At 71.5% G+C, this 26,384-nt stretch carries 22 protein-coding genes and 2 pseudogenes; 18 read left to right on the top strand and 6 right to left on the bottom strand.

Annotated features, from left to right (window positions below; translation table 11 throughout):
• Positions 1 to 676 precede the first annotated feature (676 nt).
• From vph to PSQ21_RS34715, 8 genes and pseudogenes are all read left to right on the top strand, one after another.
• The gene (vph, locus tag PSQ21_RS34750) at positions 677 to 1,531 is read left to right on the top strand and encodes a viomycin phosphotransferase (RefSeq protein ID WP_397989532.1); all 855 of its coding nucleotides are present in this window, start codon (positions 677 to 679) and stop codon (positions 1,529 to 1,531) included.
• Between the two features lie 159 nt (positions 1,532 to 1,690).
• Positions 1,691 to 2,131 carry a hypothetical protein gene (locus PSQ21_RS34745; RefSeq protein ID WP_274035413.1) on the top strand — a complete coding sequence of 147 codons (441 nt, stop codon included), beginning with the start codon at positions 1,691 to 1,693 and terminating at the stop codon, positions 2,129 to 2,131.
• A gap of 541 nt (positions 2,132 to 2,672) precedes the next feature.
• A pseudogene (locus tag PSQ21_RS34740) lies at positions 2,673 to 3,524 on the top strand (chitosanase); the annotation flags it as partial.
• A complete protein-coding gene (locus tag PSQ21_RS34735) occupies positions 3,522 to 4,808 on the top strand; it encodes a discoidin domain-containing protein (protein WP_274036092.1) in 1,287 nt (428 codons plus the stop codon). The pseudogene PSQ21_RS34740 and the gene PSQ21_RS34735, both read left to right, overlap by 3 nt.
• Before the next feature lie 145 nt (positions 4,809 to 4,953).
• Positions 4,954 to 6,261 (top strand): MFS transporter, encoded by a 1,308-nt coding sequence (locus tag PSQ21_RS34730; protein ID WP_274035412.1) that lies wholly within the window; start codon positions 4,954 to 4,956, stop codon positions 6,259 to 6,261.
• A complete protein-coding gene (locus PSQ21_RS34725; protein ID WP_274035411.1) occupies positions 6,258 to 7,289 on the top strand; it encodes a TolB family protein in 1,032 nt (343 codons plus the stop codon). Before PSQ21_RS34730 ends, PSQ21_RS34725 begins: the two co-directional genes overlap by 4 nt.
• Before the next feature lie 171 nt (positions 7,290 to 7,460).
• Complete coding sequence (locus PSQ21_RS34720) at positions 7,461 to 8,066, top strand: TetR/AcrR family transcriptional regulator (RefSeq protein WP_274035409.1); 606 nt, start codon at positions 7,461 to 7,463, stop codon at positions 8,064 to 8,066.
• Between the two features lie 82 nt (positions 8,067 to 8,148).
• The gene (locus PSQ21_RS34715; protein WP_274035408.1) at positions 8,149 to 9,807 is read left to right on the top strand and encodes an acyl-CoA dehydrogenase family protein; all 1,659 of its coding nucleotides are present in this window, start codon (positions 8,149 to 8,151) and stop codon (positions 9,805 to 9,807) included.
• Positions 9,808 to 9,882: 75 nt separating this feature from the next.
• Here PSQ21_RS34715 and PSQ21_RS34710 read toward each other — a convergent pair whose 3' ends face one another.
• The gene (locus PSQ21_RS34710) at positions 9,883 to 10,623 is read right to left on the bottom strand and encodes a TioE family transcriptional regulator (protein ID WP_274035407.1); all 741 of its coding nucleotides are present in this window, start codon (positions 10,621 to 10,623) and stop codon (positions 9,883 to 9,885) included.
• Positions 10,624 to 10,681: 58 nt separating this feature from the next.
• Between PSQ21_RS34710 and PSQ21_RS34705 the strand changes: the two are divergent.
• The 8 genes and pseudogenes from PSQ21_RS34705 to PSQ21_RS34670 all read left to right on the top strand — a co-directional run bounded on the left by PSQ21_RS34705 (position 10,682) and on the right by PSQ21_RS34670 (position 19,627).
• Positions 10,682 to 11,874: pseudogene (locus PSQ21_RS34705) on the top strand (erythromycin esterase family protein).
• Between the two features lie 109 nt (positions 11,875 to 11,983).
• The gene (locus tag PSQ21_RS34700; RefSeq protein ID WP_274035405.1) at positions 11,984 to 12,883 is read left to right on the top strand and encodes a TIGR03620 family F420-dependent LLM class oxidoreductase; all 900 of its coding nucleotides are present in this window, start codon (positions 11,984 to 11,986) and stop codon (positions 12,881 to 12,883) included.
• A 210-nt stretch (positions 12,884 to 13,093) separates the two neighbouring features.
• On the top strand, positions 13,094 to 14,185 hold the full coding sequence (locus tag PSQ21_RS34695) for a Rieske 2Fe-2S domain-containing protein (protein ID WP_274035404.1): 1,092 nt from the start codon (positions 13,094 to 13,096) through the stop codon (positions 14,183 to 14,185).
• Between the two features lie 338 nt (positions 14,186 to 14,523).
• On the top strand, positions 14,524 to 15,285 hold the full coding sequence (locus PSQ21_RS34690; protein WP_274035403.1) for a DeoR/GlpR family DNA-binding transcription regulator: 762 nt from the start codon (positions 14,524 to 14,526) through the stop codon (positions 15,283 to 15,285).
• 148 nt (positions 15,286 to 15,433) lie between these two features.
• A complete protein-coding gene (locus PSQ21_RS34685) occupies positions 15,434 to 16,801 on the top strand; it encodes an ABC transporter substrate-binding protein (protein WP_274035402.1) in 1,368 nt (455 codons plus the stop codon).
• Complete coding sequence (locus PSQ21_RS34680) at positions 16,798 to 17,760, top strand: carbohydrate ABC transporter permease (RefSeq protein WP_274035401.1); 963 nt, start codon at positions 16,798 to 16,800, stop codon at positions 17,758 to 17,760. Before PSQ21_RS34685 ends, PSQ21_RS34680 begins: the two co-directional genes overlap by 4 nt.
• Complete coding sequence (locus PSQ21_RS34675) at positions 17,757 to 18,641, top strand: carbohydrate ABC transporter permease (RefSeq protein WP_274035400.1); 885 nt, start codon at positions 17,757 to 17,759, stop codon at positions 18,639 to 18,641. Before PSQ21_RS34680 ends, PSQ21_RS34675 begins: the two co-directional genes overlap by 4 nt.
• Positions 18,638 to 19,627, top strand: coding sequence for a zinc-dependent alcohol dehydrogenase family protein (locus tag PSQ21_RS34670; RefSeq protein ID WP_274035399.1), 990 nt, complete (start codon positions 18,638 to 18,640; stop codon positions 19,625 to 19,627). The genes PSQ21_RS34675 and PSQ21_RS34670 overlap by 4 nt, the downstream gene beginning before the upstream one ends.
• Positions 19,628 to 20,226: 599 nt before the next feature.
• Here PSQ21_RS34670 and PSQ21_RS34665 read toward each other — a convergent pair.
• The 3 genes from PSQ21_RS34665 to PSQ21_RS34655 all read right to left on the bottom strand — a co-directional run bounded on the left by PSQ21_RS34665 (position 20,227) and on the right by PSQ21_RS34655 (position 22,420).
• A complete protein-coding gene (locus PSQ21_RS34665) occupies positions 20,227 to 20,655 on the bottom strand; it encodes a DUF4190 domain-containing protein (RefSeq protein WP_274035398.1) in 429 nt (142 codons plus the stop codon).
• Between the two features lie 86 nt (positions 20,656 to 20,741).
• On the bottom strand, positions 20,742 to 21,299 hold the full coding sequence (locus PSQ21_RS34660) for an FABP family protein (RefSeq protein ID WP_274035397.1): 558 nt from the start codon (positions 21,297 to 21,299) through the stop codon (positions 20,742 to 20,744).
• A 227-nt stretch (positions 21,300 to 21,526) separates the two neighbouring features.
• Positions 21,527 to 22,420, bottom strand: coding sequence for a siderophore-interacting protein (locus PSQ21_RS34655; RefSeq protein WP_274035396.1), 894 nt, complete (start codon positions 22,418 to 22,420; stop codon positions 21,527 to 21,529).
• A gap of 149 nt (positions 22,421 to 22,569) precedes the next feature.
• On the opposite strand from PSQ21_RS34655, the gene PSQ21_RS34650 reads away from it, so the two are divergent.
• Together PSQ21_RS34650 and bla are read left to right on the top strand one after the other, a co-directional pair.
• Complete coding sequence (locus PSQ21_RS34650; RefSeq protein ID WP_274035394.1) at positions 22,570 to 23,598, top strand: S66 family peptidase; 1,029 nt, start codon at positions 22,570 to 22,572, stop codon at positions 23,596 to 23,598.
• A 54-nt stretch (positions 23,599 to 23,652) separates the two neighbouring features.
• Positions 23,653 to 24,618, top strand: coding sequence for a class A beta-lactamase (gene bla / locus PSQ21_RS34645; RefSeq protein WP_274035392.1), 966 nt, complete (start codon positions 23,653 to 23,655; stop codon positions 24,616 to 24,618).
• 8 nt (positions 24,619 to 24,626) lie between these two features.
• Here the strand turns inward: bla and PSQ21_RS34640 are convergent, their stop codons facing one another.
• Both PSQ21_RS34640 and PSQ21_RS34635 read right to left on the bottom strand, forming a co-directional pair.
• Positions 24,627 to 25,190: a type 1 glutamine amidotransferase domain-containing protein gene (locus tag PSQ21_RS34640; RefSeq protein ID WP_274035391.1), complete on the bottom strand. Its 564-nt coding sequence runs from the start codon at positions 25,188 to 25,190 to the stop codon at positions 24,627 to 24,629.
• Positions 25,191 to 25,273: 83 nt separating this feature from the next.
• Positions 25,274 to 26,365 (bottom strand): glutamate--cysteine ligase 2, encoded by a 1,092-nt coding sequence (locus tag PSQ21_RS34635; RefSeq protein WP_274035389.1) that lies wholly within the window; start codon positions 26,363 to 26,365, stop codon positions 25,274 to 25,276.
• Between the last annotated feature and the right edge of the window lie 19 nt (positions 26,366 to 26,384).

Here is a 26,384-nt window from a genome sequence, read left to right as displayed (position 1 = left end):
CGCATCGTCCGAGCAGAAGGTGACCGGTCAGGTACGCGTTCGCCGACGGCAGCCACTGGCCACCGGCCGCCGGGCCGTCGGTGTCGGGGCGATGTGGCCGAACGCCTCGCTGTGGTCGCGCGGCACGGCCGGATCCGCGATGGCCCCACCGCCGTCAGCCGGCGTCATCCCGAAGTCACGTTCGGGTTCGCGCCCATGATCCGGGCAGATCCAAGTGAAAGCCTGGGAGGCCAGGGGCTCGCCCCAGTAGCGAGCCCCGCCCGTGACGTTCCGACTCAGAGGCCGAAGACGCTCTTGTCATAACGCGACTTGCACTTCGAGCACTGCATCTTGTTGGTGCTCGTCATGTGCACCGTGTTCGTACCGCACACCGGGCACTTGTGTCCCTTGGGCATCGTTGCTCTCCCCATCCGCATGCCAGCGCGCAACCCGTCGCCGCGCATTAACTCGGAGAGTAGCGCTTGAGCTGCGGACACGGGGCGGAAATCTGCTAATGATTAATCAGCATCGTTCGTGATGTGCGGAGTTGAGGGCGTTGTGTCCTGTCTCCAGGCCGGCAGCTCGCCCGGGGGCGCCGAGTTCCTCACGGCCGAGGGATCGCGCCTCGGACACGCAGCCTCGCGTTCGGCAGTCCGTGAAAGCCTGAGAAAATGGAGATCTCACCCCCGTGGAAGTGATGGACGCGCAGCGCGACCTGGTGAGCCGTCTGCTGCCCGACGACAAGGAGGAGGAGCTCTTCGCCCGCCGGGGTCAGTTCCACCACGTGGTCGTCGGCTCGGAGCGCGTGGTGTGTTTCGCCCGCACCGAGGCAGCCGCGGCACGGTTGCCGGCGCGGGCAGCCGTACTGAGCACCCTCGCCGGGCTCGGCCTCGGCTTCCGGACCCCGCGCCCGCTCGCCCAGGGCGGCGGGCCTGGCACGGGGGAACCGCCCTACCTGGTGCTGAGCCGGATTTTCGGGGCGCCCTTGGAGGACGACACACTCGAACGCCCCGAGGCCGCCGAGGCGGCGGCCGAGCAGCTCACCGAACTCCTCTCCGGGCTCAGCGTGGCGGGCAAGGACGAGAGGGTGCACGCCGCGCTTCCGGCGACCCCCGCGCGCCAGTGGCAGGAGTTCGCGGCGGGAGTGCGCGCCGAGCTGTTCCCGTTGATGTCCGACGGCGGCCGGGAGCGTGCCGCGCGCGAACTCGCCGCACTAGAGGACCTTCCTCCGCTCACTTCCGCTGTGGTCCACGGCGACCTCGGCGGTGAGAACGTCCTGTGGGTGATCTCGGGCGGTATGCCGCGCCTGAACGGTGTCATCGACTGGGACCAGGTCACTTTGGGTGACCCCGCCGAGGACCTGGCGGCCGTCGGGGCCGCCTACGGGGAGAAGCTGCTGGCCCAGGTGCTGGCGCTCGGCGGCTGGGGCGACAGTTCGACGGTGAGACGGATCGCCGCGATCCGCGGCACCTTCGCCCTCCAACAGGCCCTCTACGCACAGCGCGACGGTGACGAGGAGGAGCTGGCGGACGGCCTCGCCGGCTATCGGTAGGTGGGGGCGCCGGTGAAATCACGCGTCGCCCGCGAGGGAACAAGGGTGCAAGGGTGCAGTTCGGAAACGGTGCGGTCGCCGGTCCGCCGCCGGAAACCGGGCCGACCCCACCGTGGCCCTGGTGCACAGGGCCACGGCCGGAGGAGCTACTTTGCTCGGATGAGCCTTCTCCATGATGTGGCCGAGCGCGATGGCTGGCGGTGCTGGGTGTGCGACGAGCCGGTCGACCCCGACAAGTCGGTGAACGACCCGCAGGGGCCCAGTGTCGACAGTCGGACCGCCGACCGGAAGGCCAAGGTCGCCGAGCGGCTCGCGCACCGCGGGTGCAACTCTCGCAAGGGCGCGGTCAAGGTGTCCATCGCCTGGCCGGACCGCCTGTACGTGGTCGATCCCGCACCGCTGATTACCGTGGCCTCCCGGCTGGAGCGCAAGGGGGGCCGCGAGATGGTGGGCCGTTGTCCGACCAGGCAGGACGCCCAAGAAGCGGCGGACTGGCTGGTGGACCGGTTCGCCCGGCTGACCCCGGGGCTGCCGGTGACCGCCGGCATCGAGCCGGGCGGCGGCCAGTTCCTCGTCGTCCTCGCCGCCGGCCGCCGCTGACCGGAAAACACCCCGTCGGGCCGCGGCGGGCGGACCCGTCGGGGCTCCGCCCGTACGCCGAGGTCGTGCCCCAGCCTTCTCGTCATCCTCACGCTCCGCCAGTGGGGGCGAGCGTCACGCCTTGACGCCTGTCGGTACGGACGGCGCCCCCGTCGACGCCGACACCACCCCGTCGAAGCCGACACCCCCCCGTACGCACGACCTCATGGGGCCTCAACGAGCTCACGTACGGCAGACGGTGCGACGCGGAGAGCTTCGGCGCGCCCGCGTCCACGTCCGCGGCGCCGCCCCATCGGGAGACTGCGGTCGAGTGCGCGTCGCTCGGTCCCGACCTCCCGCAGGACGCACCACCTCTCTCCGATTGTTGTTGTCATGACCCTTGCAAGAAGAGGAGCGGCGCGCTCCAATGGACGCGACTCAATGGAAAGGAAACTTTCCTAATAGAGCTTCCTCCCGGCTGAGCTGTGTCCGTACGCCCTCCACGACGCCTCTGTGCGTCCGGCGTCCGGCATGTCGCAAGAGATCGGAGACCCACGTGCGCATGCGCATGCCCCACCGCGTTTCCCGGCGCGTTTCCCGTTCGGAACGACCGCCCCGGCCCGTGCACCGCCGACGTCGCACCGGCGTGCGGATCGCCCTGGCCATGGCGCTGACCGCGATCCCCGCCGTGATCGCCCTCAACACCGGACAGGCGGCCGTGGCCTCCGGCCTCGACGATCCGGTGAAGAAGGAAATCGCCATGCAGATCGTCTCGACGGCCGAGAACTCCTCGCTCCAGTGGCGCGAGCAGTTCGACTACATCGAGGACATCGGCGACGGGCGCGGCTACACGGCCGGCGTCGTCGGCTTCTGCTCCGGTACGCACGACATGCTCGAACTCGTCGAGTACTACACGGGCAAGGTGCCGGGCAATCCGCTGGCCAAGTACCTCCCGGCGCTCCGCGCGGTCGACGGGAGCGACTCCCACGAAGGCCTGGACCCCGGCTTCACGACCGCGTGGCAGCAGGCCGCGGCCACCCCCGAGTTCCGCGCGGCCCAGGAACACGAGCGTGACCGCGTCTACTTCGACCCCTCCGTATCCCGGGCGAAGAGCGACGGACTGCGGGTGCTCGGCCAGTTCGCCTACTACGACGCCATCGTCATGCACGGACAGTCGGGCTTCGACAGCATCCGCGCCGAGGCCCGGAGCGACGCCCGTACACCGGCCGAGGGCGGCGACGAAACCCGGTACCTCGATGCCTTCCTCGACGCCCGGGTCATGGAGATGAAGAAGGAGGCGGCGCACGAGGACACCAGCCGTGTCGACACCGCCCAGCGCGTGTTCCTGAGGAACGGCAATCTCGACCTCGACACGCCACTGGCCTGGGCCGTCTACGGCGACGACTTCCGTATCGACACCGACCCCCGGCCGGGCCCGGAACCCACGGACCCCTCCGGGTCCGAGACGCTGATATCGCGTGGCAGGCCCGCCACCGCCTCCTCGTCCGAAACCTCCACCCTGACCCCCGGCAAGGCCGTCGACGGCGTCGCGACCACCCGCTGGGCCAGTGCCGAAGGATCGGACCCGCAGTGGCTCCGCATCGACCTCGGCGAAGGGGCGTCCGTCTCCCGCGTCGAGCTGACATGGGAGGCCGCGTACGCGAAGCAGTACCGGCTGGAGATCTCTCCCAACGGCACCGACTGGACCCGCCTCGCCACGGAGACGGCGGGCAACGGCGGGACCGACACCTGGACCGGTCTGACCGGCAAGGGCCGCTACCTGCGCGTGTACGGCACCGCGCGCGGCACCACGTACGGGTACTCCCTGTGGGAGGCCGACGTGTACGGCACCGCCGGGGGCACCACCCCCACCGACCCGCCCCCGCAGGGCGCGTTCACCGTGGTCGGTGCCGGTGACATCGCCGACCGGTGCAATCGGACCGATCCGGGGTGCCAGCACTTCAAGACCGCCGCACGCGCCATGGCGATCGACCCGGCCTTCTACATCACCATGGGCGACAATCAGTACGACGACGCCCACATCGAGGACTTCCGCAACTACTACGACAAGTCCTGGGGCCAGTTCAAGGACAAGACCCACCCCGTGCCCGGCAACCACGAGGCGTACGACGACTGGGACAACCAGGACGAGGTCGCCTACCGGCAGTACTTCGGTGACCGCGCCACCCCCCAGGGCAAGATGTGGTACAGCTACGACTACGGCAACTGGCACTTCGTCGCCCTCAACTCCAACCGGTTCGACGAGCGCGAACAGCTCGACTGGCTGAAGGCCGACCTCGCCAAGAACAGCAAGAAGTGCGTCGCCGCGTACTTCCACCACCCGCTGTTCAGCTCCGGCAGCCACGGCAACGACCCCGTGAGCAAGCCGGTCTGGTCCATGCTGCAGGCAGCCGGCGCCGAACTGGTGCTCAGCGGCCACGACCACCACTACGAGCGTTTCGCCCCGCAGAGCCCGGACGGCCGGGCAGACCCGAACGGCATCGTCGAGATCCTCGGCGGTATGGGCGGCAAGGACCTGTACGGCCAGGGTGACACCGTGCAGAAGAACAGCCAGAAGCGCATCTGGGACAAGTTCGGCGTGATGCAGCTCGACTTCACCGACACGACCTTCACCTCGAAGTTCGTCGGTACCGACGGAACGGTCCTGGACACCGGCCCGACGTACAGCTGCCACTGATCTCCACGCCTGTCACCCACCCCCGCGCCGTCCGTCGTGGTCCGGCCGCCGTGCCCCGGCGGCCGGCCGTGCCCGGCCTGCGAAGCCGCCCGGAGCACCGGTTGTGCAGCCGGAGCTCCGGGCACCGCGTACCAGGAGCGTCTGTATGTACCTTGCCGTCGGCAGAACCCGTCCGCCGGACGGAACCGCCCCCGACCGGTCCCCCTCGGCCGTACGGCCCGCCGGCCGAAGGCGCCTCACCGGCACCGTCGTCGCGCTCGGCGCGGTCAGCCTCGTCACCGACATCTCGTCCGAGATGGTCACCGCCGTACTGCCCCTCTACCTCGTCCTGGGCCTGGGGCTCAGCCCTCTCCAGTTCGGCTTCCTCGACGGCCTCTACAACGGGGTCACCGCCTTCGTCAGACTCGCCGGCGGGCACGCCGCCGACCGCTGGCAGCGGCACAGGCTCGTCGCCGGAAGCGGCTACGCGCTGTCCGCCGTCTGCAAACTCGGCCTGCTCCTCGCGGGCGGTTCCACCCCCGCCCTCTCCACCGCCCTCGCGGCCGACCGGGTCGGCAAGGGCGTGCGGACGGCGCCGCGCGACGCCCTGATCTCACTGAGCTGCGACGAGCGGGACCTCGGCCGCGCCTTCGGGGTGCACCGGGCCATGGACACCACGGGCGCGATGCTCGGACCGCTCGTCGCCTTCGCCGTCCTGTGGGCGACCGTCGACGCCTACGACGCGGTCTTCGTCGTCAGCTTCTGCTTCGGCCTGCTGGGGGTACTGATCCTCTTCGCGTTCGTCCCCGGCCGCGCGGCCCGACCGGCGCGCCCGCCCGGCAGGGCCGCGGCCACACTGCGGGAGACCCTGCGGCTCTTCCACGTCCCCGCCTTCCGCCGGATCCTCCTCGCGGCCACGGCGCTCGGCCTCGTCGGCGTGGGCGACGGACTCCTCTACCTGGTCCTGCAGAAGCGGCTCGCCCTCGACGTGGAGTTCTTCCCGCTGCTGCCGCTCGGCAGCGCGGCGGTCTATCTCCTGCTCGCCGTCCCCTTCGGCCGGGCCGCCGACCGGATCGGCCGCCGCGTCCCGTACCTGCTGGGGCATGTCGCTCTGCTCGGGGTGTACGTCGCGCTGTTCTCCCCGGTGGGGGGATGGCCGCTCACGATCCTGGTACTCGTCCTGCACGGCACGTTCTACGCGGCGACCGACGGGGTCCTCATGGCGCTCGGCGGCCCGGTCGTGCCGGCGGACCGGCGCGCGGGCGGGATGGCACTGCTGCAGACGGGCCAGAGTCTGGGCCGTCTGTTCGCGTCCGTCGGGTTCGGAGCCGTCTGGACGCTGTGGGGCATGGACCACGCCCTCGTCCTGGCCGCCGCGTCACTCGGCGCCGTCCTCGCCCTCGCCTGCGTACTCCTGCCGGCCGCGCCCACGCCCGCCGGCCCCGCAACCGCAACCGCCCCGGAGCCCTCATGACCCTGCCTCCTCTTTCCCTGCGCGCGCGGATCACCGCGCTCACGGCGGCCACCGCCGTACTGGCGACCGTCGCCGTCGGTTACACGGTCGCGGCAGCCGACGGCGACGGCCGGTCGCCGGAGTCCGTCGCCGCTCCGGGCCTCACACTCGACGAGGCGCCCGGCCTGTACCACGCGGCACGGAAGGGCAGCGTGCGCTCGACGCCGTACAGCCCCTCCGGTACGGGAGGAGGCGCCGACGACGCACGGAGCAGGAACACCGGGCTGTCGTGCGACCGCTTCTACGCGAGCGGACAGTCGGCGGTCTGTATCGCGAGCCACCCCGGGATCTCGCAGAAGACGAAGGTGCGTGTCCTCGACCGGAAGCTGAACACCCGGAAGACCGTCGTGGTCGGCGGCATCCCCAACCGGGCGCGGGTCTCTCCTTCGGGCCGGATGGTCGCCTGGACGCTGTTCGTCAGCGGCGACTCGTACGCCTCGTCCTCCTTCTCGACAAGGACCGGCATCCTCGACACCCGGACCGGGTATCTGGTCAAGAACGTGGAGACCCTCCAGCTCTACCTGGAGGGGCGGCGTTACCACGCACCGGACGTGAACTACTGGGGCGTCACCTTCGTGGACGACCACCGCTTCTACGCGACGGTGGCCACCAAGGGGAAGACGTATCTCGTCGAGGGCGACATCAGGACGTGGAAGGCCCGCACACTCCGCCGCAACGTCGAATGCCCGTCCCTCTCGCCCGACGGCACCCGGATCGCCTTCAAGAAGAGGGTCCGCGAGGGCGCCGAGAATCCGTGGCGACTGCACGTACTGGACGTGGCGACGATGCGGGAGACTCCCGTCGCCGAGACCCGCAGCGTCGACGACCAGGCGGCGTGGCTCGACGACTCGACCCTCGCGTACGCCCTTCCGGGCCGGGCGAAGGGCACTTCGGACATCTGGGCCGTCCCCGTCGGCACCTCGGCCGCCGAGCCGAGACTCCTCCTGCGCGACGCGTCGTCACCTTCCATGGTCGCGGCGGTCCGCTGATCAGGGCGGCGGCCGCGCGGTGACGAGCTGGTGCGCCGAGGGCCGCTGCCGCCCCGGGCGGTCTCGTCGGGTGCGGCACACCCCCGACGGCGATGCCGACCCGGGGCCCGCACCGGCAGTCGACGCCGACCGGGCATGGCGGGAAACTCTGAATGATGGTTCACTTCATTCATGGCCTACCGTAAAACCCCGGCCGAAATCCGTCGGCTCGAAGCCGCCCGGGAGCATCTCGTCGTCCGCGCCACCGAGGTCGTGGCGGAGGTCGGCTGGGCTCAGGCGTCCGTGACCGCTGTCGCCGACGCGGCCGGGATCGCGGCCGGCTCCGTCTACCAGCACTTCTCGTCCAAGTCCGCGCTGGCCGTGGAGGTCTTCCGACGCGCCGCGCAGCGCGAGGTGGACGTGCTGGGCGAGGTGCTGGAGGGCGACGGCGACCCCGCCGAGCGGTTGCGCAGGGGTGTGGAGGTGTTCGCCCGCCGCGCCCTGGAGAACCACGGCCTGGCGTACGCGCTGCTCGCGGCGCCCGCCGAACCGGCGGTCGGCGCGGAACGTCTCGTCTTCCGGCGCCGCTACCGGGCGCTGTTCGCCGCGGTGATCGGCGAGGGGGCCGCCGCGGGGCTGCTGCCGGACCAGGACGCGGAGATCACCGCCGCCGCGCTGACCGGCGCCATCGGCGAGGTCCTCGTCCACCCCCTGAGCACCTCGGCGGCGCACGACACGGACCGGCTCGTCACCTGCCTCACCACCGTGGCCCTGCGCTGCGCGGGCGCGCCTCCCTGACCCGGGCCGCGCCCCTCAACCCCGGCGCCCTCACCCCCGCCCCTGTGCCTCACCCGCCGTCCCGACTCCCGGAGGAGAACCGATGCCCGCGCCCGCCGCACCCCGCAGCAACCCGACCGCCGTGACGCACGAGGTGACGAACCAGCCGCCTCCGCTCACCGGTCACGACGCCGCCGACGACGCGGTGCTGCTCGAAGGGGTGCGCCGCGAGGGCGCCGCATGGCACCTGGACGAACTCCATCGCTTCGGCCGCTACGTCGGCGGCGAGGAGGCGCAACGCTGGGCCGACCAGGCCAACCGCCACGAACCGGAGCTGCGTACCCACGACCGCTTCGGCCACCGGATCGACGAGGTCGAGTTCCACCCCGCCTACCACTGCCTGATGGACGCCTCCGTGCGGGCGGGTCTGGCGGGCGCCGCATGGGCCGACGATCGCCCCGGGGCCCATGTCGCTCGTGCCGGCGGCTTCATGCTGGCCACGATGCTGGAGCAGGGCCACCTGTGCCCGGTCTCGATGACGTATGCCGTCGTCCCGGCACTACGCCGCTCGCCGGACCTCGCCAAGACGTACGAACCGCTGCTGACCAGCCGGGTGTACGAGCCCGGGCTGAGCGCCCCCACCGCCAAACGCGGCCTGCTCGCCGGTATGGGGATGACGGAGAAGCAGGGCGGCACCGATGTGCGCGCCAACACCACGGCGGCCGCCGAGCAGGCCGACGGCACCTGGCGGCTGCGCGGGCACAAGTGGTTCACCAGCGCGCCGATGAACGACCTCTTCCTGGTCCTCGCCCAGTCGCCCAGCGGTCTGTCGTGCTTCCTGGTGCCACGCGTGCTGCCGGACGGGAGCCGGAACACGTTCCGCATCCAGCGGCTCAAGGACAAGCTGGGCAACCGCTCCAACGCTTCCGGCGAGCCCGAGTTCGACGACACCGTGGCCTGGCTCGTCGGTGACGAGGGCAAGGGCGTGCGCACCATCATCGACATGGTGACGATGACCCGTCTCGACTGCGTGCTGGGGTCCGCCGCGGGCACCCGTGGAGCGCTCGCCCAGGCGGCCCACCACGCGCGCCACCGCTCCGTGTTCGGTGCCCGGCTGATCGACCAGCCCCTGATGCGCAACGTCCTGGCGGACCTGTCCCTGGAGTCGGAGGCCGCCACGACCCTGGCCCTGCGCCTGGCGGGGGCCGCCGACCGTGCCCACCGGGGCGACGACGGGGAGCGCGCCTTCCTCCGCCTGGCCACCGCCATCGGCAAGTACTGGGTGTGCAAACGGCAGCCCGCCGCGGTCGCCGAGGCCCTGGAGTGCCTCGGCGGCAACGGGTACGACGAGGCGTCCGGGATGCCGCGGCTGTACCGCGAGGCCCCGCTCAACGGCATCTGGGAGGGCTCCGGCAACGTCAACGCCCTCGACATGTTGCGGGCGTTGACGCGGGAGCCCGCGTCACTGGAGGCCTTTCACGCCGAGATCGAGTCGGCGACCGGGGCGGACGCGCGTCTCGACGCGGCGTGGCGGGAGCTGCGGACCGAGCTGGCACGCACGAAGGACGCGCAGCTCCGGGCCCGCCGGGTCGTCGAACGGGCCGCTCTCGTGCTGCAGGGCTCCCTGCTGGTGCGCCACGCCCCTGCGGCGGTGGCCGACGCGTTCTGCGCGACCCGCCTCGCCGGGGACCAGGGGCTCGCCTTCGGCACGCTCCCCGCGAAGACGGACTTCGCGGCTCTGCTGGGACGGCTGCCCGTCTGACGGGGCAGCGGATGGGCGACGGGAAGCACCGCCGCCCCGTGGTCGACCCGTGCCGCCCGGCCCGCGGTCGTCCGGTCAGTGACCGTCGTGTGCCAGGCGGAGGTAGGCGTCCAGCTCGGCTGCCCCGGCCAGCATCGCCCGCCCGCGGGCGGCCAGCCGGGCGTGCCAGTCACGCAGGGCGGCCGCCAGTGGCTCCGGACCGCCCGCCGCACGCACCTGGGCGATCAGCGGGGCGATCTGCTCCAGCCGGTAGCCGCCCCGTCTGAGCTGGTGGGCCAGCCCGGCGTCCCGCACGTCGGCCTCGGCGTACACCCGGTAGCCGGTCCGCGGGTCGCGGCGCGGGGTCACGAGACCGGCGCGCTCCCACTTCCGCAGCGTGGCGGGCCTGATCCCCAGCTTCCCCGCCAGCGGTCCCACGAACATCCCGCCGGTGCTCGGCGCGCCACCGGGTGCGGGCACTGCGCCGGACCCCAGGTCCCGGAGGGCCTTCTCGACCGCTTCCAGCGTCCGACGGTCCGCCAGGAGCTGGGCGTGGCTCTCGTCGACGATGCGGAACGCTTCCTCCGGATCGTCGCGGTTCACCGCCCGCATGATCGACTCCGCGGTCCCCCGCCCGTGGCCGGGGACCAGTGCGAGGAACGCCGCGAGGGCGTGCGCGTGCAGGGGCGCGTAGGTGCGGTAGCCCTGGGGGGTGCGCCCGGCGGCCGGGAGGATCCCCGCCGCCTCGTAGTTTCTGACGGCCTGCGTCGACAGACCGTGCCGCCGGGCCAGATCGACCGGACGGAGTCTGCCTGCTGTTTGAGGGTTCTGCCTCATGTGACCCACGCTATCGCGCAAAAGCCTCAACCGAGGGTTCAAAGATACGGTTGAAGCCATGGCCAACGACATCAGGACCATCGCCCACGCCGTCGACGCGGCTTCCGTCATGAGGCTGTTCGCCTCCCCGCCCAGGGTGCTGGCCCTGGGCGAGCCCACCCACGGGGTGGAGGCCCCCTCCGCCTGCGCAACGCACTCTTCCGGCAGCTCGTCGAGCGGGAGGGCTACCGGACCATCACCATCGAGAGCGACTGTGTGGCGGGGCTGCTCGTGGACGACTACGTGACGACGGGCGCGGGCACGCTCGACGAGGTGATGGAGCGGGGGTTCGGCCACGGCCTCGGGGAATCCACGGCCCATCGTGAGCTGGTGTGCTGGATGCGCGCGTTCAACGACGGCCGGCCCGCGTCCGACCGGGTCCGCTTCGCCGGCTTCGACGGCCCGCTGGAGATGGCCTACGCCGCGAGCCCTCGAGAGGCCCTCACCTCGCTCCATCGAGTTCTCGCGGACCACGTGGACCCGGGCCTGCTCCCCTGCACCGCCGAGACGCTCGACCGCCTCCTCGGCGCCGACGGCCGGTGGACCGACCCGGCGGCGATGCTGGACCCGTCCGCTTCTTTCGGACGGTCGGCGGAGGCCGGGCAGCTGCGCCTGCTCGCCGACGATCTGGGCGCCCTGCTCGACGCGTGGACGCCGCACCTGATCGCGGTGGCCTCGCGGGACGCGTTCGACCGGGCGCTCGTGTACGCGCGGGCCGCCAAGGGGCTCCTGCGATACCACTTCTGGATGGCCGACACGTCACCGAACCGGCTGTCACGGCTGACGGGCCTGCGGGACCAGATGATGGCCGGCAATCTCCTCGCGCTCGCCGAGCGGGGGCCGGTTCTGGTGCACGCCCACAACAGCCATCTCCAGCGGGACATGAGTTCGATGCGGATGGGCGGCCGACGTCTGGAGTGGTGGAGCGCGGGCGCCGTCGTCAACGCCCGCCTGGGCGAGGGGTACGGATTCCTGGCCACCGCCTTCGGCACCATGAGGCACCACGGGGTCGACGTTCCGCCGCCGGACACCCTCGAAGGAGCCCTGTACGCGCTCCCGGAGGAGTCCTGCCTGGTGGACGCCTCCGAGCCCGCCGCCGCAACCGGCTTCGTCCGGCGCGACTCCCCGTACTTCGGCTACGCCCCGCTCGACCCGGCACACCTGGCCCGCATCGACGGAGTCGTGTTCATGAAGGACGTCCCGGGGGACTGAAGACGCTCCTGAAGCCCGGCGGGGCGCCCATCGGACGCTCGGCGCGGCCGGACGGGTGAACCGACGTCAGGCCAGGAATAGCCGGGTCAGGGCCCGTTGTTGACGGACCATGACTTCTGAGAATTCCGGGACGGGCAGAACATTCGGACGGGTGGGGATCTGGAGCGGGGCCCTGCACGCTTCGCGGGTGGACGACGCGGGCAGGAAGGCGATCGCAGAGGCGCTCGCCGAGCTCGAGGAGCTGGGGTACGGCGCCGTCTGGATCGGGGGCAGTCCGACGCCCGGGGACGCGGCGGCCGTCGTGGCCGCCACCCGGTCGATCACGGTGGCCACCGGCATCCTGAACATCTGGAACCACACGGCCGAGGAGGCGGCGGCCGCGATCGCGGCGATCGATCCGGACGCGCGCCGTCGCTTCGTCCTCGGTCTGGGCGTCAGCCACGGGCCGATGGTGCCGCAGTACGCCAAGCCGTACAGCGCGATGGTGTCCTACCTGGACGCGCTCGACGCCGCCGAACCGTCCGTGGGCTCCGGCCACCGGGTTCTGGCGGCTCTCGGGCCGAAGATGCTGAAGCTCGCGGCCGGCCGGTCGCTGGGGGCGCACCCCTATCTCGTCACCACCGAGCACACCGCGGAGGCCCGCGAGGCGCTCGGCCCCGACGCGCTGCTCGCCCCGGAGCTGACCGTGGTGCTGGACACCGATCTCGACCGGGCCCGCACCACCGCGCGGACGATGCTGGGCATGTATCTGCAGCTGCCCAATTACACCGACAACCTGTTGCGGCTGGGCTTCACGGAAGGCGACTTCGACGGCGGCGGCAGCGTCCGTCTGCTCGACGCGCTCTTCGCGCTGGGCGACGCCGAGCAGGTGAGGCGTCGGACCCGGGCGTACCTCGACGCCGGCGCGGACCATGTCGCGTTGCAGGTGCTCACCGCCGACGAGGGCGGCGCCGGCCTGCCGCGAGCCGCATGGCGTGAGCTGGCCGAAGCTTTCGGCGACGAGCTCTGAGGCGGGCGGGCGCGCTCCGGAGCGCGCCCGCCCTCGGCCCTTCTCCGGCCTCTCCCCCGCTCCTCCTCCGCCCACCTCTCACTTCTCCCTCTTCACCCTGTTCGTCAACGCCTCGCACGTGTCGCACCGTTCGGGTGATGTGCGGTGTGTCGGGAGGATCCCGGTGCGGCGCTGGGCAGCCTTCGTGCGACCAATCGTGAAGGGGGAGTCGTGGGAGTGGCACGTGAGTACGGTCGCGCCATCAGTGAGGGTCCGACACCGGCCGATGTGGCGGGAGCGCCCGCCCTGCCCTGGCCGAGCGGCTGGTCCGCGCTGGCCTTCTCGCACGAGCTGCGACCGGGCACCGTCCTCACCCGGCCGCTCGCCGGGCGCGACGTCGTCCTGTATCGCACCGGCACGGGGGTGCTCCGCGCCGTCCGTCCCTACTGCCCGCACCTGGGGGCCCATCTCGGCCTGGCGAAGGTCGAGGGGGAGAATCTCACGTGCCCCTTCCACTTCTTCTCGTTCGGCCCCGACGGCACCTGTGTGCGCACGGGGTACGGCACACCGCCGCCGCGGTCCCCGCTGACGCGGCTGCCCGTCCACGAGGTGAACGGGGCCGTCTTCGTCTGGCGGCACCATGACGGCAGGGCTCCGGACTGGGCCATCCCGCAGTGGCACGAGATCGGGCACAGGCCCGCGCGTACGGCCGCCTGGGAGCTGGCCGGCAACGTCCAGGAGGTCATCGAGAACTCGGTCGACCTCGGGCACTTCGCCACCCTGCACGGCTGGGCGAAGGCCGAGATCGACGGTCCTGTGACGTACGACGACGCGACGTTCAACGTCGCCATGCGGGCCCACGAGTCGGCGCCGCTCATGGGTGACTTCACCGTCGATGTGAAGGTGGACGGCTACGGTCTGGGCTGCCTGCACGCCGACGTCCACACGCCCCGCTTCGGGTTGCGGATGTGCACGATGGTGATGCCGACGGCCATCGGGCCCAACCGGATGCAGTTCCGGCAGCTGAACCGCATCGCCTTCGACGAGCCGGGCCGGTTGCCGTCCGGGCTCGCCCGGATCGTCAGCCGTACCGCGGCCCGGCTCCTGGACCGCCCGGTCTTCCGGTCCAGTTGCGAGTTCACCGCCGCCGATTTCCCGATCTGGCACCACAAGCAGTACCAGCAGCCGCCCCGGCTGGCCTCCGGTGACGGACCGATCGGCCCGTTCCGGCGCTGGGCCAAGCGGTTCTACCCGGAGACGCCCGGCAGGGTTGCGTTGACCCGCCCCCACCGCGGCGAGGGCGACAGCGCCGTTCTCTCCTGACGTGACCTGAGCGGCCTGATCCTGTCCGGCTCGGCCCACGCCCCTTGCCCCGGCCTCCGCGTGCCTCCTTCTCGGCACCGCGGACGCCGGGGCTCCGCACTTCGGGCGTCAAACGGGCGGCGAACACGGGAAAGCGGGCAGCCCCGGCGACCGGACCGGTGACCGTCCTGGGCGTGACCAGCACCGTCATTCTCGGGAAACGGGCACGATCGGGCTGAGGGGATCTGGTGAAGCGGCTGGTAGTCGCCCCGGGAGTGCTTGTACAAACGACACATGAGCCCGAACGGACAAGCGGGCTCCGCCCGCAACGGGCCCAGCAGCGACCAGGGAAGTGCACCGTGGACACCGAGGAACGCCGTCGGGGAATTCTGGACACGGCCCGGCGGGAGGGGGCGGTCGGGGTGAACGCCCTCGCGGACCTGTTCGAGGTGGCCAAGGAGACCGTCCGCCGCGACCTGCGTGTGCTGGAGGAGCACGGACTCGTCCGCCGGACCCACGGCGGCGCCTACCCGGTGGAGTCGGCCGGTTTCGAGACCACGCTCGCCGTCCGTACCACGCGCAACGTTCCGCAGAAGTCGCGGATCGCGACCGCCGCCGCCGATCTGCTCGGCGACGCCGAGACGGTCTTCGTCGACGAGGGCTTCACCCCGCAGCTCGTCGCCGAGGCGCTCCCGCAGGACCGGCCGCTGACCGTGATCACCGCTTCCCTGGCCGTCGCCACCTCCCTCGCCGGGACCGAGAAGACCTCGGTGCTGCTGCTGGGCGGCCGGGTGCGCGGCTCGACCATGGCGACCGTCGACCACTGGGCCTCCCGGATGCTCGCGGACTTCGTCATCGACCTCGCGTATCTCGGAGCCAACGGCATCTCCCGCGAGTACGGCCTCACCACGCCGGACCCCGCCGTCGCCGAGGTGAAGGCGCAGGCGCTGCGCAGCTCCCGGCGCAGGATCTTCGTCGGCATCCACAGCAAGTTCGGGGCGGTGAGCTTCTGCCGGTTCGCGGGGGTCGGCGACTTCGAGGCGATCGTCACCGACGCGGGGCTCTCCTCGGCGGAGGCCCAGCGCTACTCCCTGCTGGGGCCCCAGGTCATCCGCGTCTGACCGGCCCCAGCCGTCCGACCGGCCCGTCCGTACCGCCGACCGCGCGGCTCCCGCACCCGCACCACCGCTCCACCTCACCGCCGGGGCCAGGTTCGCCATGCCCGCAACGACCCGATCACCGAGCCGCTACGACTGATCAGGAGCCCCCATGCCCCATCCAGGACGCCGCAGCCGACCACGTGTACGCGGTCGGGCCTGCGCCGTGACCGCCGCACTGGCCCTGCTCGCCACCGGTTGCGCCGGAGCGGGCGGGACCTCCTTCGGGGGCGGCGACGCACTGAACGTACTGATGGTGAACAACCCGCAGATGGTCGAACTGCAGAAGCTCACCGCGAAGCACTTCACGAAGGAGACCGGCATCAAGGTCCACTTCACCGTGCTGCCCGAGAATGATGTGCGCGACAAGATCAGCCAGGACTTCTCCAACCAGGCCGGTCAGTACGACGTCGCCACCATCAGCAACTTCGAGCTGCCGTTCTTCGCGAAGAACGGCTGGCTGCACCCCCTCGACGACTACGCGAGGGCCGACATCGCCTTCGACCAGGAGGACATCCTCCAGCCGCTGCGGGAATCGCTGACCGCCGAGGACGGCAAGCTCTACGCCCAGCCCTTCTACGGCGAGTCGTCCTTCCTGATGTACCGCAAGGACGTCTTCGAGAAGCAGGGCCTCACGATGCCCGCGAAGCCGACCTGGGAGCAGGTGGCCAAGCTCGCCGAGCGGACGGACGGGGCGGAGCGCGGGATGAAGGGCATCTGTCTGCGCGGGCTGCCGGGCTGGGGCGAGGTCATCGCCCCGCTCACCACGGTGGTCAACACGATGGGCGGCACCTGGTTCACCGAGGACTGGGAACCGCGCCTGACCGCACCGGAGTTCAGGAAGGCGACGAAGTTCTACGTCGATCTCGTGCGGAAGCACGGAGAGCTCGGCGCTCCGCAGTCCGGATACGCCGAGTGCCTGAACAACATGACCCAGGGCAAGACCGCCATGTGGTACGACGCCACGGCCGGCGCCGGGTCCCTGGAGGCGAAGGGCTCGCCGGTGAGGGGGAAGATCGGCTACGTCCCGGCCCCCGTCGAGCGGACCGAGAGCTCCGGGTGGCTCTACACCTGGGCCTGGGGTCTGCAGAAGGCGTCCAAGAAGGCGGACGACGCCTGGAAGTTCGTCTCCTGGGCCTCCAGCAAGGAGTACGAGGAGCTCGTCGGGGCCACCAGTGGCTGGTCCAACGTGCCCGCCGGCAAACGGGCCTCCACCTACGCCAACCCCGACTACCGGGCGGAGGCGGGCGCGTTCGCGGACGTCACCGAGCGGGCCATCTCCGAGGCGGATCCGAAGAATCCGGGCACCCAGCCCCGCCCGACGGCGGGCATCCAGTTCGTCGGCGTACCGGAGTTCACCGACCTGGGCACCCGCGTGGCGCAGGAGATCAGCGCCGCCATCGCGGGCCGACAGTCGGTGGACGCCGCACTCGCCGCCTCCCAGAAACTGGCCGAGAAGGTCGCGGAGGAGTACCGATGACCGTCACCGCGACCAGAGAGACCACATCCCCGCCCGCCCCGGCGAAGAAGCCGGGCAGCGGCGGCCGACGGCGTGCCTGGGCGACCCGCGCCCCGCTACTGCCCGCGCTCGTCTTCCTGATAGCAGTGACCCAACTGCCCTTCGTGGCGACCCTGGTGATCTCGCTCTTCGACTGGAACTCCCTCAAGCCGGAGAAGCGCCACTTCACCGGGTTCTCCAACTACGCCTCCGTCTTCACCGACGAGGCGTTGCGCGAATCGGTCGTGACGACCGTCGTCCTCACCGCGTCCGTCGTGATCGCCAGCGTCGTGCTGGGGCTCGTCTTCGCCCTGCTGCTGGACCGCGCGTTCTTCGGCCGGGGGTTCGTGCGCACCCTGCTGATCACCCCGTTCCTGCTGGTGCCGGTCTCCGCCGCGCTGTTGTGGAAGCACGCCCTCTACAACCCCGAGTACGGGCTGTTCAACGGGGCGCTCACCTGGTTCGGCGAACTTTTCGGCATCGAAAGCGTCGCGCAGCCCGAGTGGACGTCCGAGATGCCGCTGATCGCCATCGAGGCGTCGCTCGTGTGGCAGTGGACACCGTTCATGATGCTGATCCTGCTGGCCGGGCTGCAGAGCCGGCCGGCCGAGATCATGGAGGCCGCGCGGCTGGACGGGGCCGGCCCCTGGCAGATGTTCCGCCATCTGACCCTGCCGCATCTGCGCCGCTATCTCGAACTCGGCATCCTGCTCGGGTCGGTGTACATCGTGCAGAACTTCGACGCGGTGTTCACGATCACCTCCGGCGGTCTCGACACCGCCAATCTCCCGTACACCATCTACGAGACCTTCTACCGGGCCCATGAGTACGGGCTGGCGTCGGCCGCGGGCGTGGTCGTGGTGATCGGCACGATCGTCATCGCCACCTTCGCGCTCCGGGTGGTCTCGTCCCTCTTCCGCGAGGAGGCGAGCCGCGCATGAGCGCCTCGACCGTGACATCCGCAGCCGCGTCCGCCTCCGTCAACGCCTCCACGCGCAGGGCCCGTCGGCGCTCGGCCGCGCTGGGCGTGGCCGCCTGGGCCGTGGGGATCGGTTTCTGTCTGCCCGCCCTGTGGATGGTACTGACGTCCTTCCACGCGGAGTCCGACGCTGCCACCAACCCGCCGGCGCTCGCCGCCGCGCTGACGCTGGACGGCTACCGCACCTTCTTCGGCGGCGGGGGCGGCCCGACGCCGTGGCCCCCGCTGGTCAACTCGCTGGCGGCCTCGTTCTTCTCGACCGTGCTGGTACTGCTGCTCGCGCTTCCGGCCGCGTACGCGCTGTCCATCCGGCGGGTGCGCAAGTGGACGGACGTGATGTTCTTCTTCCTGTCCACCAAGATGCTGCCCGTGGTCGCCGGGCTGCTGCCGGTGTACCTGTTCGCGAAGAACACGGGGCTGCTGGACAACATCTGGCTGCTGGTGCTGCTCTACACCTCGATGAACCTGCCGATCGCGGTGTGGATGATGCAGTCCTTCCTCGCGGACGTTCCCGTCTCCATCATCGAGGCCGCGCAGGTCGACGGGGCACGGCTGCCGACGGTGCTGCGCCGGGTCGTCGCCCCGGTCGCCGGTCCCGGCATCGCCGCGACCGCCCTGATCTGCTTCATCTTCAGCTGGAACGAGCTGTTGTTCGCGCGGGTGCTGACCGGCGTGGTCGCCGGGACCGCACCCGTCCATCTGACCACCTTCGTCACCAGTCAGGGCCTTTTCCTCGCCCAGCTGTGCGCGGCGTCCGTGGTCGTGTCCCTGCCGGTGCTCGTCGCCGGCTACGCCGCCCAGGACAAACTCGTCCAGGGCCTCTCCCTGGGAGCAGTCAAATGAGGGCAGCCATCGTCGAAGCCCCCGGCAAGGTCTCCGTGACCACCGTCCCGGACCCCACGCCCGGCCCCCGCGACGTGGTCGTCGAGGTGGCGTCGTGCGGGCTGTGCGGCACCGATCTCCATATCCTCCAGGGCGAGTTCGCTCCGACGCTGCCGATCGTGCCGGGACACGAGTTCGCCGGGGAGGTCGTCGGTCTCGGTGCGGACGTCACCGAGCTTTCCCTCGGCGACAAGGTGGCCGTGGACCCCTCGCTGCACTGCCACGAGTGCCGCTACTGCCGTTCGGGCCGGGGCAACCTCTGCGACAACTGGGCGGCGATCGGCGTCACCGTGCCCGGGGGCGCGGCCGAGTTCGCGGTGGCGCCCGTCGCCAACTGCGTACGCCTGTCGGAGCACATCGACGTCCGGGACGCGGCGCTGATCGAACCGCTGTCCTGCGCGGTACGGGGCTACGACGTCCTCAACGGCAACCTCGGCGCCCAGGTGCTGATCTACGGTTCCGGAACCATGGGTCTGATGATGCTGGAACTGGCCAAGCGCACCGGCGCCGCGTCGGTGGACATGCTGGACGTCAACGCCCGGCGGCTGGCTACCGCGACGACCCTGGGCTGCACGGGCGCGGCGGCCCGGGCCGAAGAGCTGGAGCGTCCGGGCGGCTGGGACGTCGTGATCGACGCCACCGGCAACGCCGGGGCCATCCAGGACGGCCTGGGAAGGGTCGCCAAGGGCGGCACGTTCCTTCAGTTCGGGGTCTCCGACTACGCCACCACCGCGGTGATCGAGCCGTACAGGATCTACAACCAGGAGATCACGATCACCGGCTCGATGGCGGTCCTGCACAGTTACGAGCGGGCCGCGGCGCTCTTCGAGAGCGGGGTGCTGGACGCGTCGGTGTTCATCAGCGACCGGCTGCCGCTGGAGCAGTATCCGCAGGCGATCGAGCGCTTCCGGGCGGGGATCGGCCGCAAGATCGTGGTGGAGCCGTGACGGACGCTTCGCTGACCACCATCGGAACGGGTGACGCGCTCATGGCCGGGATGCCGACCTGACCGGGGGCGGAGGCGACCGGGACCCGGCCATGCCGCCCGGACACCCGAAGGGCGACGCCGGGACGGCCGCGTCGGTCTGCGCCGGGGCGGGAACCGATCCCACGGCCCCGCTCGGGGTGTGAACCGTGGGCCCATCGGGAATCACCATAAGGACCCGAGTTCCGCACGGCCCTCCCCCGGCCCATGGAAACCGCCGCGGCCCCACCGGGCTCCTCCGCCCGGTGGGGCCGCGGCGTCGCCTCAGCTCTGCGGACGCCTGCCGTGGTTCGCGGCGTTCTTGCGGCGGGCCTTCTTCTTACGACGTCGCTTCGATGACATCGAACCCTCCTTCTCTCTGCTGTGTACTCCGTTGCGGGCGGCCCATCGGGCGGCGCGGCCCGGTGATCACCGGGCCGCCTACCCAGGGACACCGTGGCAAACACCCGGCGCGGGTGCAACCGGCGGCGCGCCGCGGGGCGGGCGCGGACAGGTGTGCGAGGGCCACGGACGGACAGGTGTGCGGAAGCCGTGGCCCGGGGCGCTCACAGCCCTCGTCCGTCAGTTGATCAGCTCGTCGACGAAGTCCTCCGCGCACCGGTCCTCGGCCGCCTGGCCGTTGGCCCGGTTCATGCAGTCCTCGAGGTTCTTGAACTCCTGGGAGTCGAACACGGAGATGGCCACCACGAGGACGATCGCGGAACCGATGAGTCCGAGCGCCCCGAACGCGGCGCCGACTATCGCCATCACACGGCGCGGCGCACGGCCCTGGCGGGTGCGGAGCGCGGCGATGATCCCGAAGACGATGGCGAGCAGACCGAGCAGCAGCCCGCCCACCACGGTCCAGAAGAACAGGCAGGCGATGAGGCCGAGCACGAGTGCGGCGACCGCGAAGCCGTTCGTCCGTGCGGGCACCTGGCCGCCGTAGGGGTCGTGATCGGCCGCCGGCTGTCCCGGGTACGGGGAATCGGGGTAAGACGGATAGGACATCGGGGAGGCGCTCCTGTTCTCCTGGCTTCCCGTGCACCTGCCCCGTGGTCCGCCCTCCATGCGCCGCCTTGGTCACACTCCGGCAACTAAATGCCCTGGCCAGGAGCTTCTCGGCGGAGCCGCGCCGACAGGTGGTGCTGCAGCGGCCGGCCGACCGCGGCGAGATCGTGGACGAAGGCGAGCGTGTCCCGGTCCGTCAGGCTGTAGCGGCGGCGGGTCGCGTCGACCTCCTTGGCCGTGGGGGTGAGGGACACCCGCTCGGTGGCGAGGTCGACGACACCGTTCCGGGCGTGGCCGACCGAGATCTCGGCGACACCGGTGGGCTGGGTGATCAGGGCCTCCACCCGCCCGTCGGGCTGCAGGCGCCACCATCCGGTCTCGCGGGCGGACGGCCGCAGGGGGCTCCCGTCCGCGTCGAGCAGCCAGGCCCGGGCCTCGTACGCGAGGAAGGGCCGCCCGTCGTGGCTGAACGTGACCTCCTGCGCGTAGGTGAAGTCCGCCTCCAGTGTCGGATATCCGCCGCGGCCCGTGCCCCGCCAGGTGCCGATGTATCCGGTCACCGGGGCGAGCAGCGGATGCGGTGCGGGAGACGCATCGGGGTGGAGGGCGTCGGGGAAGGGAAGTTCGGAGACGGGGTCGTGCATGGGGGTGCGCTCCTGGGTCGGTGCCGGTACAGGGTCGCAGCCTAGGTCCTGTCGTCAGACTGCCGTCGTCGCCCGTAGGCGGCCGCGCGGCGTCCGGTGCGTGCGATCACAAGGCGCCGGAATGCGCTTCGCGCTCTGCGCACGGTGGTCACCCCGCATGAGCCCGGCCCGCGGACGCGGTGCGTGTCGCTCATGCGGGCGGAGCCGCCGGGGCCGGGCGGGCCCGGTCAGAGCCCGAGATCGCTCAGACGGGCCTCGTAGCGGATGGTGAGGTCCTCGGAGTCGCCGGCCGGGTTGTCCCAGAGGGCCTCCAGCTCGGAGCGCACGGCGTCGGGCAGCGCTTCGTACCGCTCGGACCAGGTGTCGGAGTTCGGTATCCAGTAGCCGACGACCTTGAAGCGGTCCGCCGGGAGCCCGAGGTCGCGACGGAGGTAACGGCGCACCGAGCGCAGGGCGTTGGTCTCCCCCGCGACCCAGACGTATCCGCCCGCGAGGTCCGTGCCGGGCGGAACGGCGGCGGCCACCAGGTCGGCCAGCCGGCTCGGGCCATGACCGTTCCCGCCGTACGTCCAGGTCACCTTGGAGTCGGAGTGCTCCCGCAGGGGGAGCACGGCCGAGGGCGCGGGCGCCTCCAGCACCACCCGGGTCCTGACATGGTCCGGCGTGTTCTCCAGCAGGCGGGCGGCGGCGGGCAGACCGGTCTGGTCGGCGACCAGCACCTGCCAGGAGAGATCGGCCGGGGGGCTGTAGAGGCCGGTGGGGTCGTTGACGCCCACGACGTCCCCGGGGCGCGCCCCGGCTGCCCAGCCGGAGGCCACGCCGCCCTCGTGCAGGACGAAGTCGATGTCGACCTCGCCCGCGTCCGGGCGCACGTCGCGGATGGTGTACGTACGCATCGGGGCGACGGGCTGCCCCTCAGGGGTCTCCCACCCGCCCTGCTCGGTCGTCCGGGGCAGGGAGACGTCGGTGCGGTCCGGGCCGTGCGGAAGGAAGATCCGCACGTACTCGTCACCGACCCCGGTGGTCCTGAAGCCGGCCAGGCCGTCCCCGTGGAGCGTGACGCGGGTCATGGTTCCGGTGAGCGGCTGCACCCGGGCGACGACGGCTCGGTGGATCGTCATGGACTCTGCCCCTTCGTACGCGTGATCGGCCTGAGCGCCTCGCCCGCCGGGACGAGGGAACCGAATTTGCTTAGGTCAGCCTAACCTTCCACGGTTGTCGGTTCGACAGGGCCTCGACCACACGATCGGACTCCGTGCAAGAATCCGCCATGTTCATTCGATACCCACGCCCGCTGCGTCCCGGGGACCGAGTCGGGGTCACCTCCCCGTCCAGCGGCGTTCCCGAGGATCTGCGCGAGCGGCTCGCCGTCGCTGTGCGTGAGGTCGAGGCGCGGGGATACGAGGTCGTGACCGGCCGGTGCATGGACGGCGACGGGCACATCAGCGCCCCGGCGGCCGTCCGGGCCGCCGAGTTGACGGCGATGCTGGCGGACCCCGGCATCAGGGCCGTGGTGCCGCCGTGGGGCGGGGAGACCGCGATCGACCTGCTGCCTCTGCTCGACTGGGACCGGCTGCGGGCGGCGGAGCCCACCTGGGTGGTGGGCTACTCGGACATGTCGACCGTCATGACACCGCTGACCCTTCTCACGGGGGCTGCGACCGTGCACGGGAACAACCTGATGGACACTCCCTACCGGGTGCCGGAGGGACTGCTGTCCTGGCTCGACGTCGTCGCCGCGCCGCCGGGCCACCGTTTCACCCAGCTTCCGCCGGAGCGGCACCGGGCCACGGGCTACGACGACTACGCGGAGCATCCCGACGTCCGCACGTTCACGCTCGACACCCCGGGCCGCTGGACGAGGCTGGACGGGGACGGCGACGTGGACGTCGAGGGGCGGCTGATCGGAGGCTGTATCGAGATGCTGAGCAACCTCACCGGGACGCCCTACCTCGACACCTCCTCCTTCGCCCGGACCCACGCCCCGGAGGGCCTCCTCGTATATGTGGAGGCCGGCGGCCACGACGCGCTCACCATCTGCCGCAATCTGCACGGGATGCGACTGGCCGGGTTCTTCGACGCGGCCAACGCCGTTCTCGTCGGCCGGACTTCGGCCCCGGACACCAGCTCGCTTACCCAGCGGCAGGCCGTGCTGGACGCGCTCGGACCGCTGCGGGTGCCGATCGTCGCGGACGTCGAGTGCGGCCATGTGCCGCCCTACCTCCCCCTGGTCAACGGGGCGCGCGGCCGGGTCGTCCACACGTCGACGCGCAGCGAGCTGACGCAGACACTGGACTGACACACCGCCGGACGGCGTGCGCCCCAGGAAGCGGACACGACCTAGCATGGCGGGATGAGTCGACTGCCACCTCCCCACGCCCGACGCTCTGTGCTCCGCCTGCTGGGCGGCGCCTTCGTGTCCGTGCCGCTCACGGCCTGCGGCACGGAAGCCGACTCCCCCGCGCCCTCGCCCGCCGGGAAGCCCGCCGGATCGCCCTCGCCCTCGGCCTCGGCGCGGGATGCCGGGCGCGCCTTCGCGGCGCTGGAGAAGGAGTACGCGGCGCGCCTCGGCGTGTACGCGCTCGACACCGGGACCGGGCGCACGGTCGCCCACCGTGACGGGGAGCGGTTCGCCTACGCCTCCACGTTCAAGGCGCTGGCGGCGGGGGCAGTGCTGCGCAAGCACGGGCTGGCCGGGCTGGAGCGGGTCGTGACGTACCGCCGTGAGGATCTGGTCGACCACTCCCCCGTCACCGAGAAGCACGTGGCCACCGGAATGAGCCTGGGCGATCTGTGCGACGCCGCCGTGCGCTTCAGCGACAACACCGCGGGCAATCTGCTGTTCGACGCGGTCGGTGGGCCCCGGAAGCTGCAGGCGGTGCTCGCGGAGCTGGGGGACGACGTGACCCGGATGGTGCGACGGGAGACCGAGCTCAACGAGTGGACTCCCGGTGCCACCCGCGACACCAGCACCCCCCGGGCACTGGCCGGGGATCTGCGGGCGTTCGTCCTGGGCGACGCCCTCGCCGGGCCCGAGCGGGCCCGGCTCAAGCAGTGGCTCACCACCAACACCACCGGCGGCGAGCTGATCCGGGCCGGGCTCCCGAAGGGGTGGACCGTCGGCGACAAGACGGGGGCGGGCAGTACGTACGGGACGCGCAACGACATCGCCGTGGCGTGGCCGCCCGACGCGTCGCCCTTGGTGCTGGCGGTGCTCTCCAACCGCACGGAGGCGGACGCCGACTTCGACAACACCCTGATCGCGAAGGCCGCGTCCGCCGCCGTCGCCGCCCTCACCGGGCAGCGGGACCGTCCGTAGAGGACGGCTCAGGCCTCGTCGAGCACGGCGTCGATCTCGCCGAGGAAATCGTCCAGGTCACCGGGGTTCCTGGAGGTGATCAGCGGCCATCCGGACGCGTCGTCGCGGACCACCGGCTTGTCGACCCAGGTGCCGCCCGCGTTGGTGATGTCGGTCCGCAACGACGCGTACGAGGTCAGCGTCTTGCCCCGGACGTAGCCGCCCTCGACCAGCGCCCACGGCCCGTGGCAGATGGCTGCCACCGGCCGGCCGGAAGCGGCGAACGAGCTGACGATCCGGGTGGTGGCGTCCTCCAGACGCAACGAGTCGGCGTTCAGCGTGCCGCCCGGGATCAGCAGCAGGTCGTACGCGGCGGGGTCGACGTCGTCGAGCGTGAGGTCGGGCCGCACGGTCTCGCCGGGATCGCGGTCGCCGACGAGGGTGCGGATCCCGTCGGTGGAGACCGCCGCCACGCTGACCTGCGCCCCGTGTCCGCGCAGGTGCTTGAGGGGGACGACGAGTTCGTCCTGCTCGACACCGTAGTTGGTGACGATGGCCAGGATCCGGCGGTCGTCGAGAGCGGTGGTGGACATGGGCTGCTCCGTTCCTGTGCTGTCGCTCATGCGGTCGTGTCGTCCAGTGGGTCAGGTCTCATAGGTCGTTTCGGGCCGGCAGTTCATCCGGTCGTGATCCGGACGCATTCGGCGACGGTGTCGCGCAGGCTCCCCGTCCGCGCCAGGATCTCGCGTTGGAGCCGTGCGCCGTTGCCACGCCGCTCCACGGCGGCCAGGGCCCGCTCCGCGGCTTCCAGGTCCCCGTTCTCCTCAAGTGCGTCCCGCACATGGTCCAACAGGGCCCCAAGGACGTCGGTGGCCGGCTCCGGCCGCAGGGTGCGGGGGTGGACCAGCCGGCCCTCCAGGCCCGCGCGGCCCGCCTGCCAGGAGGCCGCACGGAGCAGGGACGTGCTGATGTCCGGGGGCTGCTCACCGGCCCGCCACTCGCGTGCGGCCGTGTCCACCAGTCCTCGTACCAGCGTGGCCAGCAGCACGGTGTCGGCCGGGTCCAGGCAGACGTCCGCGACCCTGACCTCCACGGTGGGGTAGCGGTGCGAGAGGCGCGCGTCGAAATAGACCATCCCCTCGTCCCGGAGCACCCCGGTGCCGATCAGCGACCGCACGCGCGCGTGGTACTCCGCGGCGGAGCCGTGGACCTCCACCGGGCCGGCCGACGGCCAGCGCCCCCAGACCCGACTGCGGTAGCTGCGGTAATGGCTGTCCTGCCCCTGCCAGAACGGAGAATTGGCACTCAGGGCGAGCAGGACCGACAGCCAGCGGCGCACCCGGTCGAGCACGGCGACCCCCTCCTCGTCCGAGGCAACCGAGACATGGACGTGGCAGCCGCAGGTCAGCTGTTCCTGGGCGGTCAGCCCGTAGCGCTCCGCCATCCACCGGTAGCGCTCACCCGTGCCGATCTTCGGGCTGACCGGGAGGGGCGAGGTCGCCAGGGCCACGACCGACGCCCCGACGTCCGAGGCGTGCCGTTCCGCCGCCGCACGCCACCGGCGGACCGAGGCGGCGAGTTCGTCCATGTCCGCGCAGGGATCCGTGGCGAACTCCAGCTGCTGGCGGTGCAGTTCCGCCTCGAAGGACGCCTGCCCACCCGCCTCCTTCTCCGCGACCGCCAGCACGGCCGAGGACAGGGCCCGTGGCTCTCCGCCGGCCGCGTCGACCAGCAGCAGTTCTTCCTCGACTCCTACCGTGCGGGCCACAGCGCCCCCTTCGCCTTCG

Source organism: Streptomyces sp. MMBL 11-1, from assembly GCF_028622875.1.
Lineage (GTDB): Bacteria > Actinomycetota > Actinomycetes > Streptomycetales > Streptomycetaceae > Streptomyces.
This window is presented reverse-complemented; position numbering and strand designations above follow the sequence as displayed.